Source organism: Synechococcus sp. L2F (genome assembly GCF_024345695.1).
Lineage (GTDB): Bacteria > Cyanobacteriota > Cyanobacteriia > PCC-6307 > Cyanobiaceae > MW101C3.
Genome location: NZ_JAGQBP010000003.1, coordinates 244,930 through 263,795, shown reverse-complemented (window position 1 = coordinate 263,795; position 18,866 = coordinate 244,930). Strand labels below are relative to the sequence as shown.

The 18,866-nt window shown below is 67.1% G+C and carries 18 protein-coding genes; 12 read left to right on the top strand and 6 right to left on the bottom strand.

The genetic code is table 11. From position 1 onward, the window contains the following. Positions 1-57 precede the first annotated feature (57 nt). A complete protein-coding gene (locus KBZ19_RS10420; RefSeq protein ID WP_094512849.1) occupies positions 58-330 on the top strand; it encodes a DUF4090 family protein in 273 nt (90 codons plus the stop codon). Between the two features lie 264 nt (positions 331-594). Here the strand turns inward: KBZ19_RS10420 and KBZ19_RS10415 are convergent, their stop codons facing one another. Then, the gene (locus tag KBZ19_RS10415) at positions 595-816 is read right to left on the bottom strand and encodes a hypothetical protein (protein WP_094512850.1); all 222 of its coding nucleotides are present in this window, start codon (positions 814-816) and stop codon (positions 595-597) included. Between the two features lie 154 nt (positions 817-970). Between KBZ19_RS10415 and KBZ19_RS10410 the strand changes: the two genes are divergently transcribed. Beyond that, a complete protein-coding gene (locus tag KBZ19_RS10410; RefSeq protein WP_255100886.1) occupies positions 971-1,363 on the top strand; it encodes a DUF2237 family protein in 393 nt (130 codons plus the stop codon). Positions 1,364-1,479: 116 nt separating this feature from the next. Here the strand turns inward: KBZ19_RS10410 and KBZ19_RS10405 are convergent, their stop codons facing one another. Beyond that, positions 1,480-2,250, bottom strand: coding sequence for an SDR family NAD(P)-dependent oxidoreductase (locus KBZ19_RS10405; protein WP_255100885.1), 771 nt, complete (start codon positions 2,248-2,250; stop codon positions 1,480-1,482). 49 nt (positions 2,251-2,299) lie between these two features. Between KBZ19_RS10405 and KBZ19_RS10400 the strand changes: the two genes are divergently transcribed. The 3 genes from KBZ19_RS10400 (at position 2,300) to KBZ19_RS10390 (ending at position 5,317) form a co-directional block, all read left to right on the top strand. After that, positions 2,300-3,211: an NAD(P)H-dependent glycerol-3-phosphate dehydrogenase gene (locus KBZ19_RS10400; protein ID WP_315856350.1), complete on the top strand. Its 912-nt coding sequence runs from the start codon at positions 2,300-2,302 to the stop codon at positions 3,209-3,211. 149 nt (positions 3,212-3,360) lie between these two features. Further along, the gene (locus tag KBZ19_RS10395; protein ID WP_094512854.1) at positions 3,361-4,455 is read left to right on the top strand and encodes a SpoIID/LytB domain-containing protein; all 1,095 of its coding nucleotides are present in this window, start codon (positions 3,361-3,363) and stop codon (positions 4,453-4,455) included. Positions 4,456-4,474: 19 nt separating this feature from the next. Beyond that, positions 4,475-5,317, top strand: a complete 843-nt coding sequence (locus KBZ19_RS10390; protein WP_255100883.1) for an ATP adenylyltransferase — start codon at positions 4,475-4,477, stop codon at positions 5,315-5,317. Between the two features lie 304 nt (positions 5,318-5,621). Here KBZ19_RS10390 and KBZ19_RS15125 read toward each other — a convergent pair whose 3' ends face one another. After that, on the bottom strand, positions 5,622-5,921 hold the full coding sequence (locus KBZ19_RS15125; RefSeq protein WP_255100882.1) for a hypothetical protein: 300 nt from the start codon (positions 5,919-5,921) through the stop codon (positions 5,622-5,624). Between the two features lie 22 nt (positions 5,922-5,943). Here KBZ19_RS15125 and KBZ19_RS10380 point away from each other — a divergent pair, with 22 nt between their 5' ends. Continuing rightward, positions 5,944-6,666 carry a sigma-70 family RNA polymerase sigma factor gene (locus KBZ19_RS10380; RefSeq protein ID WP_255100881.1) on the top strand — a complete coding sequence of 241 codons (723 nt, stop codon included), beginning with the start codon at positions 5,944-5,946 and terminating at the stop codon, positions 6,664-6,666. Here KBZ19_RS10380 and KBZ19_RS10375 read toward each other — a convergent pair. Next, on the bottom strand, positions 6,614-6,808 hold the full coding sequence (locus tag KBZ19_RS10375) for a sigma factor SigF (RefSeq protein WP_094512857.1): 195 nt from the start codon (positions 6,806-6,808) through the stop codon (positions 6,614-6,616). The two genes, KBZ19_RS10380 and KBZ19_RS10375, sit on opposite strands and share 53 nt — an antisense overlap. Before the next feature lie 193 nt (positions 6,809-7,001). Between KBZ19_RS10375 and KBZ19_RS10370 the strand changes: the two genes are divergently transcribed. After that, positions 7,002-8,669, top strand: a complete 1,668-nt coding sequence (locus KBZ19_RS10370; RefSeq protein ID WP_233132968.1) for a DUF3370 family protein — start codon at positions 7,002-7,004, stop codon at positions 8,667-8,669. Positions 8,670-8,730: 61 nt separating this feature from the next. Then, the gene (locus tag KBZ19_RS10365; protein ID WP_255100880.1) at positions 8,731-9,798 is read left to right on the top strand and encodes a J domain-containing protein; all 1,068 of its coding nucleotides are present in this window, start codon (positions 8,731-8,733) and stop codon (positions 9,796-9,798) included. A 1,830-nt stretch (positions 9,799-11,628) separates the two neighbouring features. Here KBZ19_RS10365 and apcD read toward each other — a convergent pair. Continuing rightward, positions 11,629-12,123, bottom strand: coding sequence for an allophycocyanin subunit alpha-B (gene apcD / locus KBZ19_RS10360; RefSeq protein WP_094512860.1), 495 nt, complete (start codon positions 12,121-12,123; stop codon positions 11,629-11,631). 135 nt (positions 12,124-12,258) lie between these two features. Between apcD and rlmD the strand changes: the two genes are divergently transcribed. Next, positions 12,259-13,647, top strand: coding sequence for a 23S rRNA (uracil(1939)-C(5))-methyltransferase RlmD (gene rlmD / locus KBZ19_RS10355; RefSeq protein WP_255100879.1), 1,389 nt, complete (start codon positions 12,259-12,261; stop codon positions 13,645-13,647). 22 nt (positions 13,648-13,669) lie between these two features. On the opposite strand, the gene pheT is transcribed toward rlmD, so the two are convergent. Further along, positions 13,670-16,168, bottom strand: coding sequence for a phenylalanine--tRNA ligase subunit beta (gene pheT, locus KBZ19_RS10350; protein WP_255100878.1), 2,499 nt, complete (start codon positions 16,166-16,168; stop codon positions 13,670-13,672). A gap of 109 nt (positions 16,169-16,277) precedes the next feature. Between pheT and rpmG the strand changes: the two genes are divergently transcribed. The 3 genes from rpmG to KBZ19_RS10335 all read left to right on the top strand — a co-directional run bounded on the left by rpmG (position 16,278) and on the right by KBZ19_RS10335 (position 18,844). Beyond that, a complete protein-coding gene (gene rpmG / locus KBZ19_RS10345) occupies positions 16,278-16,472 on the top strand; it encodes a 50S ribosomal protein L33 (protein ID WP_094512862.1) in 195 nt (64 codons plus the stop codon). Between the two features lie 76 nt (positions 16,473-16,548). Continuing rightward, complete coding sequence (gene rpsR, locus KBZ19_RS10340; protein ID WP_094512863.1) at positions 16,549-16,770, top strand: 30S ribosomal protein S18; 222 nt, start codon at positions 16,549-16,551, stop codon at positions 16,768-16,770. A 7-nt stretch (positions 16,771-16,777) separates the two neighbouring features. After that, entirely contained in the window at positions 16,778-18,844 is a 2,067-nt protein-coding gene (locus KBZ19_RS10335) for an RNB domain-containing ribonuclease (protein WP_255100877.1), read from the top strand. The last annotated feature ends 22 nt before the right edge of the window (positions 18,845-18,866 follow it).

Genomic DNA, 18,866 nt, shown 5'->3' with positions numbered 1-18,866 from the left:
GGCGATGGCAGGTAGGGGCGCGGTGGCAGGCTGGGGAGGCTCTCTTGCACTGCTGCCATGGCCATTGCCGGACCTGACGGAGTGGATGCGGCCATCGCAGCCGGACTCGACCTTGACGGCTCGCCGATTCCGGCCGAGATGCTGAGCCTGTACCGCGAGGTGATGGCACTGGAGGCCCAACGGGCCCGCAGCGGCGTGAAGAAATCGATGCGCAACCGGGTGGTGAAAACCGGGGCCAAGCATTTCGATCAGGCCAGCCTTGATGCCCGCCTCAAGGCCGCCGGCTGGGATGGCCTCAAGGACAAGGAAATCGCCTTCTTCTACGGCTGAATCGCTTGGGTTCAATCAGCCACTGGAGGAACCGGGCCGCTGACGTGCCCTGCGTTGCGTCAGCGCTTGATTCCGCCGCGTCAGCGCAACCAGCAGGCGGCAGTTCAAGCGATGCGTTTATCTCAGCCCATGCCTTTGGCCGGGAGCCACTGGCCCTCAGCATTCAGCCATGCGGGTTCGACACAGAACCTCCAACACCGAAGCTCCGTCAGCGAGCCATCAAGGCAACGCACTGAACGGAGAGGTTTCAGCGCCATAGCCGGATCAGAGATCTTCGAGGGTGTCGATCACCTCTTGTTGAAACGCCTGGAGATCGGTCGAATCACTCAGGTCAACCCCCTCACCGGCGGCATTCTGGGTGAGCTCCTGGAAATGGAAAGCGCCTTCACCGTGGGCAAGAAACTCCATCGCGGAGCTTTCACCGCTTTCCTTGAAGGCGTCGAGCAGCGCCATGAAGGCAGCATCTTCGGTGAAATCCCAGCTCATGAAGGGGGTATCGCAAGTCGTAAGGGCGGCAGAAGGGAGCCTTCCAGCACCACTGCACAATGACCTTTAACGCCTGCCCCCCCGATTCCGTCAACCTCCCAGGGCCATTCCCGCCATTGGTCCTGCAGACTTTGGGATGATTTCGGCACGATCCGTGGAACCGCGTTCTTCTTCAGCGCCAGTGGTGGCCCGCAATGTGCTCGGTGAGACGCTTGAGATCTGCGGATGCACACCCCGCACCGGCTGGTACCGCGATGGTTTCTGCCGTACCGACAGCAGCGACACGGGACGCCACACCGTCTGCTGTGTGGTGAACGATGTCTTCCTGCGCTACAGCCGTTCCCGCGGCAACGACCTTTCCACACCGATGCCGGCCTACGGCTTTCCGGGTCTTCAGCCCGGAAATCACTGGTGCATCTGTGCCGCCCGCTGGCTGGAGGCCTACCAGGACGGGGTGGCGCCGCCGGTGCGGCTGGAGGCCACGGAAGCGTCTGCACTTGAGGTGATCCCGCTGGAGTTGCTGAAGGAGCTGGCCCACGTGGGGTGAGCGCCGCGCCGCAGCAGCGGCATCACCTCTCTCCCACCACCTGCACCACCCTTCACGTCACCCCGGTCACATCAGCCCGCGTCAGCCGAACACTCCACCGTCTTCACACCCCGCCTTCACCACGGAACCGGGCTCCCGTCCCAGGCCAGGAAGCTGCCGCTCTGCTCCGGCCCCTGCAGTTCCAGCACGTCCAGGAGGTGGTGGGCGGTTCGCTCGGGGCTGAACAGGCGCTCCGGCGGCACGCCGCTGCGGAAAGGCGCTGAGAGATCGGTGGCCGTGGTGCCGGGATGCAGCAGGGTCACGGTGGCGAGGGGTCGGCGGCGGCGCCACTCCAGGGCCAGGCAACGCAGCAACTGATTCTGGGCGGCCTTGGCACTGCGGTAGCCGTACCAGCCCCCCAGGCCGTTGTCGCCGATGCTGCCGACCCGTGCCGACAGGCTGGCGAACAGCGCCGGCTCTGCGGCCGGCAGCAGCGGCTCCAGGGCCTGGGCCAGCAGAATCGGGCCGTAGGCATTCACCGCGAACACTCGCTCCAGGGCGGCGCGGTTCAGCTGGCTGAGCCGCTTTTCCGGTTGCAGAGCCGGGCCGTCGTGCAGGAGGCCCGCCGTGTTGATCACGAGGCGCAAGGTGCCGGCCTGGGCCTGCAGCGTGGCGGCAGCGGCCTGCAGACTGGCGTCCGCGCAGAGGTCGAGCTGCAGGGCGCGCGCGCCCAGCTGCGGCTCTCCCGGCCGGGCAGGCCAGCCGCGGCGGCTGGCGCCCCAGAGGCAGAGCCCGGGGGCCCGCTCGGCCAGGGCCTGCACCAGGGCGCGGCCGATGCCGCCGGCACCCACCACCAGGGCATGGCCGTTCCAGCTGCTGAGGGACGGCCGGGACGGGAGCGGGGGCAACACCTGGGGCGAAGCGGTGGAGGGGATGGCGCATGATGGCGCGATGGCAATGAGGATCGCCGTTCTGGGGCAAGGGGCCTGGGGGCGCACCCTGGCCAGCGTGCTGCGCCAGCAGGGCCATGAGCTCGCGGTGTGGTCGCGCTCCCACGGCAGCGATCCAGCCGCGGTGCTCCAGCGGCAGGACCTGGTGCTCTCAGCGGTGGCCATGGCCGGGGTGCCGGCGCTGGCGCAGCAGCTGAGAGCCGGCTGGCCCGGGGCTGTGCCCCTGGTGAGCTGCAGCAAGGGCATCGACCTTCAGCAGCACTGCACAGCCAGCCAGTTGTGGCAGCAGGCCATTCCGTCGTTGGCGTGCCTGGTGCTGAGCGGGCCCAACCTGGCGGCTGAGCTGGATCAGGGCCTGCCGGCCGCCAGCGTGCTGGCCTCCATCCACACCGAACTGGCCAGCGAGCTGCAACGCCAGCTCAGTAGCCAGCGGCTGAGGCTGTACACCAACGCCGATCCGATCGGCACCGAACTGGCCGGCGCGCTCAAGAACGTCATGGCGGTGGCGGCCGGCATCTGCGATGGTCTCGGGCTGGGGGCCAATGCCAAGGCCTCCCTGCTGACCCGCGGGCTGGCCGAAATGGGGCGGCTCAGCCAGCTGCTGGGCGGCGATCCCGCCACCCTCTACGGCCTGGCCGGCCTTGGCGATCTCCTGGCCACCGCCAACAGCCCCCTGAGCCGCAACTACCGCTTCGGGCTGCATCTGGCCGAAGGTGACTCTGCAGCGGCGGCCTTCACCCGCATCGGCGCCACGGTGGAGGGACCCGCCACGGCCGAAGCCGCGCTGGTGCTGGCCCATCGGCATGCCCTGCACCTGCCGATCTGTGAGCAGGTGGTGGGCCTGCTGCAGCGGCGCAACACCCCGCAGGAAGCCGTGCGGGCGCTGATGGAGCGCGATCTGCGCCGGGAATGGGTGTGAGTCGCAGGGCCACATCCAGAGGCCCCACAGCTCCTACCAGCGCCCATCCAGGGCCCACGTCTGCGCGACAACCGTATGTTCGCGGCCGTTCTCAGCCATGATCGCTCCAACGACTAGTGGGACAGGGATGTGAACAGAGGGAAAGGTTCATGAACTGGCCGGCAGGGCAGCAGTTGGTGGCACAGGGCGCACGTGCCCTGCGTCCGTTGAAGCTCGGCAGCGAGCGGCTGGCGCGACGCCTGCAGCGGACTCTCAGCCCTCAACGCCGCACCACGCTGCTGCTCACCACACCCTTGAGCGTGGTGGCTCTGGGCATCGGCTTCTATGCCCAATCGTTCAGCCAGCCGAAGCCCGACCTTGACGCACGGGTGATGGAGGCGCTGCTGCCGGCCAGCACCACCGGTGAAGCCACCGACCCGGCGGGTGAGGAGAGCCGCCTGCGGGCGATCGAAGCGCGCCGCGCCCAGCAGCCTCCCGCTCCGGCCCAGCTGCCGGATGCCCCCGCCTCCCTGGTGGAACCGGCCGCTGGCCGCCCGGTTCCGCTTGAGGTGCGGGTGGCCCTGCTGCGTCAGGCCGGCCAGCCCAGCTTTTCGGCCACCGGCCCCTGGTGGCTGCGCAACGGCGACGGGCAGGTGCTGGCCCAGGGTCAGGCCCGCAGCCCTGTCGATCTCAGCGCCGGCACCGGCGCCAACGATCTCTGGCTGGACACCGCACCCGGGGAAGCGTTGCTGGTGAACGGCCAGCCGTACACCGGTCGCCTGCGTCTGCTGGCGGAGCGGGGAGGCATCACACCGATCAATCACCTGCCATTGGAGGCCTACATCGCCTCGGTGGTGGGGGCGGAAATGCCCACGTCCTGGTCGATGGAGGCCCTCAAGGCCCAGGCGGTGGCGGCCCGGTCCTACGCCCTGGCCCACCTGGCCCGACCGGCCAATAAGTTCTGGCATCTGGGGGACACCACCCGCTGGCAAGCCTACCGGGGCCTCACCTCGGTGAATGGCCGCACCACCGAAGCTGCCGCGCGCACCAACGGCTTAATCCTCAGCTACCAGGGGGGCATTGTGGAAAGCCTGTATGCGGCCAACAGCCAGATCACGCTGGAAGCGCACGGGCACCTGGGAGCGAGCATGAGCCAGGAAGGCGCCCAGGAACTGGCCCTCGCGGGCCGGCGTTACAACGAGATCCTGGGCCACTACTACCGTGGGGCCTCGCTGGCACGCCTGCAGATCGGTGGAGCGAACTGAGCGCCTGTGGCGAACGGCCTTGCAGCAGAGCCAGGCCGCGCGCGAACGCGGTGCCCTGGTGCCGCTCGTCACCAGGGTGCTGCCGCCGGGAGCTTGGGCACCCTTCCAGCTGCGCCAGCTCGACTCGCCCGTGCCGCGCCACCTGCGCAGCGGTGGGCCCCGGCCCAACCCGTTTCTCCCCTGGGAGCGGCAACTGGAGGTGACGCGACTGGGCGACAGCCATGCGGTGATCCTGAACAAGTACCCGGTGCAAGCCGGCCATCTGCTGCTGATCACCCAGGGCTGGGCGCCGCAGAGCGGCTGGCTGAGAGCGGCCGACTGGCAGGCGGTGGCCCATGTCGATGCGGACACCACTGGTCTGTGGTTCTTCAACAGCAGCGGGCGGGCGGGCGCCAGCCAGCCTCACCGGCATCTGCAGCTGTTGCCCCGCCATCGCGGGGCACCCAACTGCCCGCTGGAGCCCGCCCTACGCGCCCAGCTGCAGGGCCAGGCGCCACCCTGGCCCTGGCGCTACCGGCTCAGCCCGCGCCCCGAGGGCGGCGGACCCGCCGAACTGGCGATGCTCTACCGCCGCCATGCCCTGGAGCTCGGCCTGGGTGATCCGGCGGACGGTGGGGAGCCCAGCTATCCCTACAACCTGCTGTTCACCAGCTCCTGGTTTCTCACCATCCTGCGAACCCGCGAACATGCCGCCGGGTTCAGCCTCAATGCGCTGGGCTTCGCTGGCTACCTGCTGCTGACGGAACAGTCGGATCTGCCGTGGCTGAAGGAGCATGGACCATGGCAGCTGCTCCGCGCCGTGGCGCCGGCCGTGGACGCCGCGTTGGAGCCTGCAGAAGGCCCGCCTCAGACGAGGCACTGAGCGAGGCAGTGGGCCAGTGATTGGGCATGGAGGTGGGCTCCGATCTTCGCCGAGCCCTGTGCGCCGCGGCTGATTCAGGGAGGCGCAAAGGCAACGGTCTGGATGAGGCTGACCAAGGACCCTCAGCGCCTTGGAGCCTGTGGACGAGGAGCCTGCAGCCCCCTCCAGTTGGTGCTCTGGGGGTGAAGAACTCGGTCTCGTCCTGAACCCTCTTCAAAAAAGTTCAGTGAAAGCACGGTTGCACATGGTGGCAGCAAGGGATCTTTCTGGAAAAGGAACCGGACGGAACGACCGGCGGTTCTCCCTACAGCTTCCTTCTCATCTCCGCTTCCCTGTTCATGACCTGCTCCCCACTGGCGGCCCAGCGCTCCACCACCCCACTGAGCGTCGCGCCAACACGTGTCCCGCCAACCAGCGCTCCACCCATCAGCGCTCCACCCACCAACGCTTCGGCTGCAGCATCGGCTTTGCTCTTGCCTGGCCGATCGACCAGCAGCAAGACCGCTGCTTCAGCAAGCCGCCTGAGCGCCGTCCATACGGCCACAAACGCCACCAAGGCGAACACGCCGACCACGAAGCGCAGGACGAACACGAATGCCGGCACTCATGCCAGCCAGCACGCCACCGTGCGACAACGCAACCAGAGGGTGGAGGCCTACAGGGAGCTGGTACGGCCGATCGCTCTCCACTACGCCGCCCTTTGTCGGGAAGGGGCGGATGATCTGATCCAGGTGGGCCTGCTGGGCCTGATCCGCGCCGCGGAGCGGTTCGAACCATGCACCGGAACTCCGTTTTCCGCCTTTGCTCGCCAGCACGTCCGTGGCGCGATCCTGCACTACCTGCGGGATCAGGCCCCGCCCATTCGGCTGCCGCGGCGTCAGCAGGAGCTTCAGGACCGGATGCGGCAGTTCACCCGTGACTGGCAGACGCGATTCGGGCAGAGCCCGAGTGAGGCCGAACTGCGCAGCGGCCTGGAGCTGTCCGTGGCCCAATGGTGCACGTTCGAGCGGCTGGAGCGGCTGCGCCACCTGGCACCGCTCGAAGCCTCGATGGAGGGCATTGCGGCAGACCATGACGACGACGACTGCGTTGATGGCGGAACCGCCCAGGCAATGGCCCTGCTGACGCAGCTGGAGAACCGGCAGCGTCAAGTGGTGGAGCAGGTGGTGCTGGAGGGGCGGAGCCTGCGGGAGGCGGCCCGCCGGCTTCAGCTCAGCCCGATGACCGTGCACAGGGCCCTGCACAAAGGTCTGGAGCGGCTCAGGCAGGAACTGGACCGCGGCCTTCAGCAGGTGGTTACTCCGCCGGCTGTACCCCATCACGCTGCATCTGCTTCTCCAGGGTGCTGATCGCCGCATTCACGGCAGCGAGCTGACGCTCCACTCCATCGCGCCAGTAGGTAAGCATGCGCATCTTGCGCTGCTGATGATGGCGGCGCATCGCTTCATGATCACCGCTGCTGGATCCGTAACAGGCAAAGGGCGGGAACATGGGAAAATTTCACAGTGCCTGAAGGTTCTAGCCAGTGCTCTGGTGCCCATGCGTTCCCTGCCCCACCCGTTGGTGAACTCGGCCTTCAAGCGTCGAAACCAAAGGCAGGCAGGGAATACTGGCCCACCACATCCACCCCCGCACCGCCACCGTTTTGCCGTTGTCCCCCCGCCAGATCAATCAAATGGGACCCATGATTCCCACAAGGTTTCTTCGCCCCTGTCTGGTGGTGATCGCCGGCACGCTCGTGCTGCAGGCGCCTGCCGCCCACGCCTACGTGGCCTTGATGGCGGGCCAGTCAGCCCGTCCACTCAACGGCGCGTTCAACACCGTGCCGGTGCTGCATTCCAACCAGCCTGAGGAGGTCTTCGGCCCGGGAATTCTGGTGAACACAGCGCCTGGCCAGGCTATCGCCACGGAAACCCGTCAATATCTCAACAACGCTACTTACACTTTCAACGGAGATTTCGGGCTCCACGTTCATCACAAGTATTTCCCAGAAAATGCCAGCCGTCTCGGCGGCCGTTATGTGCGCGGCAAGCTCACGATCGCCACGATCGTGATGAACCCGGGCTCGCGTCCTGTCACCCTTGAGATGGAGCGCGGGGCCGTTCGCAACAGCTTTGAAGCGCCTTATCTAGGCAACCACCTGATGGGCGTGAAACCACTGGGGCGGCGCCCCTGGAACACCGGACCGGGTGATGCCACCTCGGTGATCATGTTGCGCGGGGAGCTGGATCCCAAGATGCCGGAAACCCTGGTGGTTCCTCCCTATAGCCGCCGGGTACTGTTCCACACCCGTCTGCCCGCCCGGGGCATCGCCAATGGCCTGCTGAAAGGCCGCAGTGACGGGCCGTTCCAGATGGCGGTGGTGGCAGCGGAGGATCCGGAAACTGATGCCGATCTGTTCGCAGTGCTGGATCAAGGGATGCTCGCGCCAGGCCGCATCTACCTCGACATGCTCTCAAAGATCCACTACGGCCAGGTGTTCTCACGGGTCGGTGGCGTGGCGATCGGCGATGAGTACCAGGCGAGCCTGGTGCACGATCTCAATCAGGGCCCATTGCACGTGCCCTTCACGAGCACAAACCGCCACACCTTCGGCACCCGCGAAGTGCAGGTGAACCCGCTGGCCAGCCGCATGATTGATTCCTCCCTCGACAACGTGGGCACCTATGGCGTCCGTTTCGATGTGGATCTGAATCTCAAAGGCAACGGGCCCCATGAGCTGGTGATGAGCCATCCCACCGCGAACGGCCGCCAGTTCACGGCCTTCCGCGGCTCGATCGGCATCCGTACCAAGGAGGGCTACAACGACGTGCACGTAGGCCTGCGTTCAGGCGAGAGTCTTTCTCTGGCCTCGTTGAACCTGGTCCCCGGTGTGAACAACCCTGTGCGGGTGAGCATGGTGTACCCAGCCGATGCCACGCCCGGACACCTGCTGAGCGTGGTCCCCAGCTACCAGCTGGCTCAGCTGCGCGAGCGGGAACAGCGCATCGCCATGGCCCGTGCCGCCGCCGCGGAAGCCGCCCGCCAACGGCCCGCTCCCAAAGCTCCCCCCACCCTGGCGGCCCCAGTGCCGGTTACCCGTCCCGCCTCCGGCCGCACCGCCAGCGCACCGCCCCCGGCACCAGCACCCGCGCGTCCCACGCCTCCACCCCCGGCACCGGCTGCCGCCCCCCGTTTTCTGCCCACCTTGGTGCCGGCCTGGATACGCCCGCTGCCGGCCATCCCGCTCCCCCTGCTCAACCAGCTGCCGGGTGAGGGCCCCAACGACGGCACCCAGACCGTGCTGCTTGGCCGTTATCGGGAAGCGGCCGAGGCCCAACAGCGGTTCCTCAGGGAGATGATGGGGCGCTAGGTCCACTCCCATCGGTTCCGACGTGGCTGAGCCGGTACGAAAGGAGCGCAAAACTCTGTCGATGACGCTGCCGACCGCAAGGATCGCGCAGTTCAAGCAACTCCAGCGCGAATGGGGCTTCTCCACCCACGGGCAGGCCATGGAGCACCTGCTGGAGTTACTGCTGCCTGAATCCCCCGACCAGGAGGCGGAGCAGGACGACGGCGACGATCAAGAACATGAGGTGCTGCTTGAACGGGGAGCTCTGGTGCTGGCGTCCAGCGGCGAAAGCACGCAACTCGTGCTCACTACCGAGGACGGTCTCACCGAATTCGAGTTAGACCTGACACGAGACTCAGAAGAGGTCTCAAGTGAGACCCGCAAACAGCCTCGAACACTGCCGGGTCCGCACAAGGGGCGGGAGACGGCCGCAACCGGCAGCGGCGGATCCGGAAGCCGAGGCATGGGAGGTGGCATCGATCTGCCTGGATTCGTGCAGCAACGGTCGGCACGGCTGCGCCAGAGCCTCCACCCGCAGCCGAGCACGCCAACACGGCCCAATGATCCTTTTCCAGAAATCTCTGAGCACGATCTGAGCGCCGCCCTCACTGCCGCCACAGCCCACTGGGTGGGCCTGTACGGCACGGCCGCCAACGACGCTGTCCTGGAAGCGGCGATGGTATGGCTGGGCCAGGAGATCTGGCCCCAGTCCGACCAGGCGGAAGGGCGACCTTTCACCTGGTCGGCGCTGGAACACTGGATCGTGGGCTGTGCTCCGAGCTGGCCGGCTGGCCCGCCCAGCTTCGAGCGGGTGATGGTGGGCGCCGGGCTGCTGGAGGATCCGTTCAGCCCGGCCACGTTGAGCCTGCGACTGCCCACCTTGATCAGGCGCTTCGTGCATCGCTTCCGCCGCCGCCGGCAGGGCACCTCCTTCCAGACGCTGGAGCACACGATGACGCTGCAGGGAGCCCTCAAGGTGCTGGAGATTCCCTTCGAGGTCGGCGAACGGCTCACGTTGAAACGGATCCGCGAGGCCTATCGGGAGCAGGCCCAACGGCACCACCCCGATTCCGGCGGCAGCGCCGACACGATGCGCCGCCTGAATGAGGCCTACCAACTGCTCAAGGAGCTTTATCGCAAATCCAGCTGACCCTCTGGGCAGGCCAGAGCTCCTGCTTGGCTCATGGTCCTTTCAGGCGGAGGCCTCTGCGAGCCTCCGCCTGAAAGGCTTCGCCCATCTATCCACGGTGAGACGCGTTATGAGTCTCGCGACGGGACCCGTATGAGATGAGCGGCACATAATGGCGATTGTGCCGCCCGCGAGGGGGAACACCCCCAGGCGCAAAACGATGCAGCCGCACCGTCCCAGCACAGACACAACACCCATCAGATCGAAAACCATAAGAGCGCCATGCACTCGGTACCCAGCCAAAGCCCCGGGCGGATCGCTGACGAGGAGAGGCAACCACTGACCATCGGTTCCGCAATCGTCTGGCTAGGGATCACCGCGCCAATGACACCTTTGTCCTGCAGCGGCTTGTCCACCAGCCAACAGGGCAGGTGTCCAGCAGGTGGACATGGAATCGGGAGGACCTGAAAACCCAAGCAGGACAGGAGAGCTTCGCGCAAAAGTTCAGCTGCGTACCTGCGTGAGACACAGGTACGCAGAGGGTTGACCAAGGCGCAGCTTCGACAGGCTGCACCGGAGTGAGCGCTAGCGAAATCACGATGGCGTGGCATGAAGCCACAGGCAGCGAAGGGGTGAGCCGGCTCGAAGGCTCTGTGGTGGAGTGCCGTGTTGCTGGCTGGACCAGCTCAGGATCCGCCAGGCTCGCAGAGAGCCGGGGGTTGTGTGGGTCACGGTCGACGGCGATCAGCACTGAACGTCCAAGGCGGCACAGATGAACAGGAAGCAACTCCAGCCACCCCCATGACCGGGCCGACCATCTCTGCAGGCTCAGAGGGGAAAAGGGTCGATCTGCACAGGTGGAATCGCAGGAAAATCTGGTTTTCAAGCAGCGCAGACAAGACTCAGCACTGGACCCGTAGCTGGTCGCACATGGGACAGCTGGGAGAGTGCGGCCTTCGGCGAACACCGGGCCTCCAGCGCCAGGCGACCCAGGAAACAACGCAGCCAAGCCATGACGAGGTGACTGCCGACAAAGCCTGCGCGATGAGGGAACGTCTGGGTGAATTGTTCCCACCGAACCTCTACTGCGCACCTGAAAGATTCCCGATGAGCGAGACACAATTGGAAATGACGCCCTTGCCTCGCCTCACCGATCCATGAGGCGAGGCTCGATCGATCGCTTAACCGCTGCTTAGGGCGATCCTGCTGTGGCTTTCATTGGATCTCATGTGCCTCACGACAGAACCAGCTCAGGACCTACTACATGTCCAGAGTGAGACGGTGGAGAAGAGGCGACTCCACGACTGGCCTCAGCGCAGAAGCCAATGGATTCATTCCCTCTTGCAGGACAGAGGCAATGACGATCCTGCTTGGCCAGATTCGGCACATGGATGGCAGGCACGGCGCTTCTGTTCTGCGCTGCGCTTTTCTTCTTGGCAGCCGTTCAAGAGGACGAGCCCGGCAACTGAAACCTTGACAACGGTGCGAGCCAAAGGCTGGGCGCCTTGGTTGCGGTGAGGTCGTCCCAGTTCGAGGCCGGTTGCCTGGATCCGATCCCTGCAGCTGGGATGAGCCTTCAAATCGTGCTGCCCAGTTCCCTGGAAGACCTCAGCTTTGATCTCACCCCAGGGCAGGTGCAGACGCTGCACTCCCTGTCAGAGGTGTGCGCAGCCAGCTGAACAGTTGCCTAGATGTCAGAGGGCTTGCGAAGGGCCTTCACCTGTCGATGAGGGTGGCGCAACCGAAGCAGACGAGACCAAGAAACACCTCAACGCAAGCTGGGTTGCTGGCTCAAGAGCAGAAGATCATCAGGCCAGGCCAGACACGATCAGATCCGACGGGGCAGGCAGATCAGCCGGGCGTCTGCATCCCCTGGATCAGGAAGTCGAAGTAGGGGCCAGCCATGACGGCATCCTCGGTGGCAAGCAGCGCCAGTGACGCCTCTTTGAGTGTGCGCATGCTTTCGACCATGCCCGCCATGGGCACCCCGAGGCTGTTGTACATCTCGCGGGCACCGATCAGGCCGATGTCCTGGATCTTTTCGGTGCTGCCGGCAAGCACGCCGTAGGTGACCAGGCGGAGGTACCAGCTGAAATCGCGCAGGCACTGGGCCCTTTGGCGCTGGCCATAGGCATTGCCGCCCTGGGCCACGTATTCGGGCTTGCGCAGAAACAGCTGCCGCGCCGCCTCATTGACGATCTTTTTCTCGTTTTCCGTGAGCACGCGGGCGACACGAATGCGCTGGTTTCCGCCGGAGAGGTACTCCGCCATGGAGCGCAATTCACCGCCGCTGGGGTAGCGCAACTGATCATCGGCTTGCAGGATCAGGTCCCTGACGACGCTCATCGAAAGCACCACGCTGGGGCCGATCTTACCGAGAAGAGTCCCTCGCGATGGCCGGAAGCGCCTTTGTGTAACGGCCCTTTGCATCCGGGGGGGCCTTTAGGGTCAGGGGCTGCCCGTTGTGTCGCAGGTCTTTGGATGGCCCTTCTCTTGCCCCCCTCCGGCACGGAACTGGAGCTGAGCATCACCGGGTTGAACCACCTCGGCGAGGGTGTCGGTCGCTGGGGCGCAGCCACGGAAGGGGGAGGTGAGCGTGGCGTGGTGGTGTTTGTGCCACAGGCCCTGCCCGGTGAGGCCGTGACAGCCCGCGTCACCTACCAGGCTAAAGGCCACGTGGTGGCGGAGCTGATCGAGCGGCACAACACGGCGGCAGAGCGCCGGCGTCCTCCCTGCATCCTTGCCGAGCGCTGCGGCGGCTGCAGCGTCCAGCATCTCGTCGATGAGGCCCAAGCCCGCTGGAAACAGGATCTGGTCCAGCAGGCCCTGCAGCGGATCGGTGGCTTTTCCCTGGCGGTGCAGCCGATCCTGGCGGCGGCTGAGCCGCTTGCCTATCGCAACCGGGCCGTGATTCCGCTGGAGCGCGGGCCCGACGGCACCCTGAGAGCCGGCTTCTACCGCAGCGGCAGCCACAAGATCGTCAATATGAACCGCTGTCCGGTGCTCGATGCGCGCATCGACTCGCTGATCGCGCCACTGAAGCAGGAGCTGGAAGCCAGCGGCTGGCCCGTGGACGCGGACCTGAGCGAAGGCGGTGGTCTTCGCCATCTGGGCCTGCGCGTCGGGCATCACAGCGGCGAGGTGCTGGTGACCCTGATCAGCAGCCACAGCCAGCTGCCCGGGCTGAGCGAACGTGCAGACGCCTGGATGGAGCGCTGGCCTGAACTGGTGGGCGTGTGCCTGAACCTCCAGCCCCTGCCCACCAACACCTTGATGGGTCCGCGCACCGAGGTGATCGCCGGGCGGGGCTGGCTGAGCGAACGCTTCTGCGGGCACGAGCTGCGCATCGCGCCGGACACCTTCTTTCAGGTGCACACCCCCCAGGCCGAGCGGCTGGTGCCGCTGCTGCTGGACGCGCTTGAACCACGCGCCGGACGCACGCTGGTGGAGGCCTACTGCGGCATCGGCACCTTCGGCTTGCCTCTGGCGGCCGCCGGGGCAAGCGTGCGGGGGCTGGAGCTGCACCTGCCCAGCGTTGAGCAGGCCCGGCTCAATGCGGCGCTCAACGGTCTCAATGGGTTGTCGGTGGAGAGCGCCGACGTGGCCACTGCGCTGGTGGAGCTGCTGCCGGAGGCGGATGGGTTGCTGCTCGATCCACCGCGCAAAGGCCTTCCCGAGCAGGTCACGGCCGTGATCCGTGCCTGCCCCCCCCGACGGGTCGCCTACCTCAGCTGTAACCCCGCCACACTTGCCCGCGACCTGGCCCGCCTCACACAGGACGGGGGGCTGACGCTGCAGAGCGTGCAACCCGTCGACTTCTTCCCTCAGACGAGCCACGTGGAGGCGCTGGCGGTGCTGACCGCCAGCTGAGTGTCAGGCCCACTGCTGGGGATCAGGCTCGCAGCTGGGCGTCGAACTGCTTCTCGACGGCCTGGCGCACCGCCGCGTGGGCCTGCTCCACCTCCGCTTCGGTGAGGGTGCGGCGCGCATCGCGGTAGCGCAGGCGGAAGGCCTGGCTGGCGGCTCCCTCGGCCACCTGGCTGCCGGCATAGCGGTCGATCAGTTCCGCCGACTCCAGCAACGGCCGGCCGGCCTTGCGCATCACCGTGAGCAGCTGGGCAGCCGTAACGCTGGCAGGGATCACCACAGCCAGGTCACGTTCAGAGGCGGGAACGGTGGGATAGGGGCTGAAGCTGGGCTGCCAGCGGTTGCTGCGGGTGGCCGCGCGCAGCAGCGGCTCCAGCGAGAGCTCAAACAGATGGGTGGCTTCCGGCAGGTCGAGGGCTTCGGCCTGGGCCGGGTGCAGTTGTGCAAACCAGCCCACAGCGCGGCCTTCGAGCACCAGCTCCGCCGCCCGGCCCGGGTGCAGCAGCGCATGGCCCTGCAGGGGGCGGTCGTCGCAGGTCAGCGTCAACTGGCCGAGAGCCTGCTGCAGGACACCCCGCGCTTCGTAGTACCCCAACGGCCGGGGCTTGCCGGCGCTGCTCCACAGCTCGGAGCGCCGTTCCCCGCAGATCACCCCCGCCAGCTTCGCCTCGCTGATCGCATCGGTGTCGGCGGCATCGCCGTTGGCACGGAACACATGGCCGATCTCGAAGGACCAGAAGCCTGGCTGTGAGGCCTGCAGGTTGCGGCGTGCCGCCAGCAGCAGGTCGTCGATCAGCGAATCACGCAGGTGGCCGTATTCCGCCAGAAGAGGATTGGCCAGCGCCACCCGCTCTGCCGTCGTCAGCCCAATGCCCCTGCTCACCGGGGCCTGGGCCGGCCCGAGCGACAGCGAGCAGCATTCCTGCAGTCCGGCAGCGCAAAGGGCACGGCGCAACAGACGCTCGGCCTTCTGGGCAGGCTCCAGGCCGCCAGGGCAGATCGGGTCCGGCAGATGGCTGGCGAAATTGTCGTAACCCACGAGCCGGGCCACCTCCTCGATCAGATCCACCTCCCGCTGCAGATCCATCGCCCGCGACGGGGGCACGGTGACCCACCAGCCCTCCTCGCTGTCCTCCAGCTGGCAGCCCAGGGCCTCCAGGGTGGCCGTGATGCGTTCATCGGCCAGGTCGTCCGCCACGCCATCGACGAGCACGGGACCCAGCAGCTGGTGCAGGGCATCGCGGCGCAAGGCCAGCGGTGGGCGGGGATCCACAGGCGCCTGGTGCAGCCAGCGGCCCTGGATCACGCCGCCGGCCAGCTCCACCAGCAGGGCGGCGGCACGATCCGCCGCCGCCAGGGTGACCTCCCGCGGCAGGCCTTTCTCGAACCGATGGCTGGCATCGGTGCGCAGGCCCACGCTGCGGGCGCTGCGGCGCACCGCCTGGGGCGCGAACACAGCGGCTTCCAGCCAGATGGCGCCGGTGCCGGGGTGCACCGAGGCGTTGCTTCCACCGATCACCCCCGCCAGGGCCACCGGCTGGTTGGCGTAGGTGATCAGCAGTGCTTCAGGGGTGAGGCGATGGCTGCTGCCATCAAGCGCCTCGAAGGCATCGCCGTCGCCGGCCTGACGCACGCCGATGGCGCCGGGATCGGCGCTGACAGAGCCTGCCGGGCCGAGCAGGGCGAGCCGCTCGCTGTCAAAGGCGTGCAGGGGCTGGCCAAATTCCAGCATCACCAGATTGGTGACATCGACCACGTTGTTGATCGCCCGCAGGCCGGCCCGCTCCAGGCGCTGCTGCAGCCAGTCCGGCGAAGGCCCGACCTTCACGCCGGTGATGGCCGTGAGGCTGTAAAGCCCACCGGCTTCGATCGCGGCGGCGTCAGCAGCCGCCACCGGCAACGGCACGGCGGAGACCTGCGGAGCCGGCGCTGTGAGCGTGAGCGCTGCGCCGGTGAGGGCCGCCACCTCGCGGGCGATGCCCTGCATCGAAAGCCCATCGGGGCGGTTGGCGGTGATCGCCAGTTCCAGCACCTGATCGTCAAGACCGAGGCTGGGTCCCACCGGGGTGCCCAGGGGCGGCACGTCGCTGAGCAAATCGTCGAGCACGGCGATGCCATCGCTGCTTTCGGGCAGTCCCAGCTCCCGCAGCGAGCAGATCATGCCGCTGCTGGCCACGCCACGCAGTTCGGCGGGTTTGATGGTGAGATCCACCGCCGGCAGGTGGGCGCCCACCAACGCCACGGGCACATGGATTCCGGCCCGCACATTGGGGGCGCCGCAGACGATCTGCAGCAGGTCGTCGCCTGGAGCGGCCGAGAAACGCACCCGGCAGACGCTGAGTTTGTCGGCGTTGGGATGGGGGCTGCGCTCTTCCACGAAGCCCACCACCACGCCGGCGGCGCGGGCAGCAAGATCCTCGATCGCATCGACTTCAAAGCCGGCCATCGATAGACGTTCGGCCAGTTCAGCGGCGGGCATGGAGCAGGCCACCAGCTCCCGCAGCCATTGGAGCGAGACCTGCATCGAATCCACGGCGTCCAGTCGCCGAGATCCTAATGACCGGCGCGTTGCAGGCCGGAGAGTATGTTGTTCAGCTGTCAGCTCGCCTCGCTTCAGCGGCGCACGTCCTTCCATGGCAAAGAACAAGGGCGTCCGGCTCGTGATCACTCTTGAGTGCACCGAATGCCGGTCCAACCCCGCCAAGCGGTCTCCTGGTGTGTCTCGTTACACCACCCAGAAGAACCGCCGCAACACCACCGAACGGCTCGAATTGAAGAAGTTCTGCCCTCACTGCAACAAGAGCACGAACCACAAGGAGATCAAGTGAGTGAGGGCTGGCGGTGATGACCGCCAGCCCCACAGCATTTCCTCTCTCCACGTCTTCTTCCTTTCTGCCCTTCCCCATGTCCAGCTCCTTCTTCAAGAAGCGTCTTTCGCCGATCAAACCCGGCGATCCGATCGACTACAAAGACGTTGATCTGCTCAAGAAGTTCATCACCGAACGCGGCAAGATCCTGCCCCGCCGGCTCACCGGGCTCACCGCCCAGCAGCAACGCGACCTCACCAATTCCGTGAAGCGCGCCCGCATCCTGGCGCTGCTTCCCTTCGTGAACCCCGAGGGCTGAGTTCGCCTTGGCGTTTCAGCCCGGCGACCTGGTCGGTCTGAACGGCTCCAGGGGGCCTGAGCTTGCCGTCATCGACACCCTGTCCGGCAGCAAAGCGGCCCTGCGGGTCGGCTTTGAGGCCAGACGCCAACAGGTGCCGTTGCGTGAGCTTGATCCCCTGGTGTCGTTGCCAGGCACCTTCAACCCGCCCGCCTCTATGGTCGCCCCCCCCTGGGGGCTCACAGCGGAGCTGCTGCAACAGCAGCGGCCCTCCAGCCGTGATCTCGGCGCCGCTTGGCTGCTGCTCAGTGAGCCGGCGTCGCCTGCCGCCGCCGGGGCTTCTTCCCATGGCGCACCTCCTGCGGCCATGCCACTGGAGGAGCTCGTGGCCCTGGTGGCCCCTGCCGACACACCGGCGGCTCGAGCCGCCTGCTGGTTGGTCCTGCAGCACCAGGAGCAGCACTTTTTTCGCTGGCGCCACGGCGCGGTTCAGCCCCGCACGCTGCGGGATCTCCGCCAGCTGCGCCGGGAGCGTCACCTCGAACGCTTGAGCCGGCTGCGCGAACAGCGCTGGCAAGCCTTGCTGCAGCAACGTCAGCCGCTCGATCCGAGCAGCCTCGACGCCCAGGCCCGTGCCCAGCTCGACCACCTGCTGGCCCTGGCCGGCGGGGATACCACCACGCCGTTGCCGGTGGCCCTGCGCCAGGCCCTGCACGGCGCCCACTGCAGTGCGGAGCCGGGGGCGGTGCGACGCCTGCTGGTGGATCTGGGCCAGTGGGAGCCCCACGCACTCCCCTCGCTGCAGCGCACCGTGTGGGAACAGGGCTTCGTGCCCGAGCTGCTGGCCGAGGCCGAGCGGTTGATCGCTGCCGCCGCTGACCCGCAACCCGGCGACGACCAGCGCCGCGACCTCACCACCCTGCGCACCTACACCCTCGACGATCCCGACACCCTGGAGATCGACGACGCCCTCTCCCTGGAGCAGCTGGGCGATGGCCGTCAGCGTCTGTGGGTGCACATCGCCGATCCTGGGCGGCTGGTGCCACCGGAGTCGCCCCTGGATCTGGAGGCACGACGCCGCGCCTCCAGCCTCTACCTGGCCGACCGGGTGGTGCCGATGTTTCCCTTTCCTCTGGCCACCGGCCCCTTCAGCCTGCGCCAGGGTCACCGTTGTGCCGCCTGGAGCACCGCGATCGAGCTGGATGACGAAGGTGCAGTGGCTGCCGTGGAGATTGTGCGCAGCTGGGTGCTGCCCACCTATCGCCTCTCCTACGCCGACGGCGATGCCCTGATCGAACTGGCTCCAAAGGAAGAACCGGATCTGGCCAGCATCGACGCCCTGCTGGAGCGCCGTCGCCGCTGGCGTGTGGCCCAGGGTGCCCTGCAGATGGAGCAACCGGAGGGCCGCATCCGCGCGGTGGACGGCCAGACAAGCGTGGAGATCACCGACCCGAGCCCGGCCCGGGCGCTGGTGGCCGAAGCGATGATCCTCAACGGCGCCGTGATCGCCGCCTATGGCGTGAGCGAGGGTCTGGCCCTTCCTTACCGGGGCCAGCCCAGCGCCGAGCTGCCGCCCGCTGCCCAGCTGGAGGCCCTGCCCCCTGGTCCGGTGCGACACATGGCCCTGCGCCGCTGCCTCACCCGGGGTGTCACCGGTGTGCAGCCCTGCCATCACTTCAGCCTCGGGCTGAGCGCCTACGTGCAGGCCACCTCACCGATCCGTCGCTACGCCGATCTGGTGGTGCAACGCCAGCTGGCGGCCCATCAGCAGCACCAGCCGCCCCTGGATGGAACCGACCTCGGCGCCCTGCTCGATCAACTCGATCCGCCGCTGCGGGAGGGGGTGCAGATCAGCCGCGAAGACCAGCGCCACTGGCAGCAGGTGTGGTTTGAGCAGCACCCCCAGGAACGCCTGGAGGGGGTGTTCCTGCGCTGGCTACGGGAGCAGGACCGGCTGGGCCTCGTGCATCTCGAAGCGCTGGCGCTGGACGTGGCTGCCCGCTGCCCCGCCGCCGCCGAACCTGGCACCACCCTCACCGTGCACGTGCAGATGGTGGATTCGCTGTCGGATCTGCTGCGCCTCGAGGCGCGCTGAAGCGGCCTCAGGCGATGGCCAG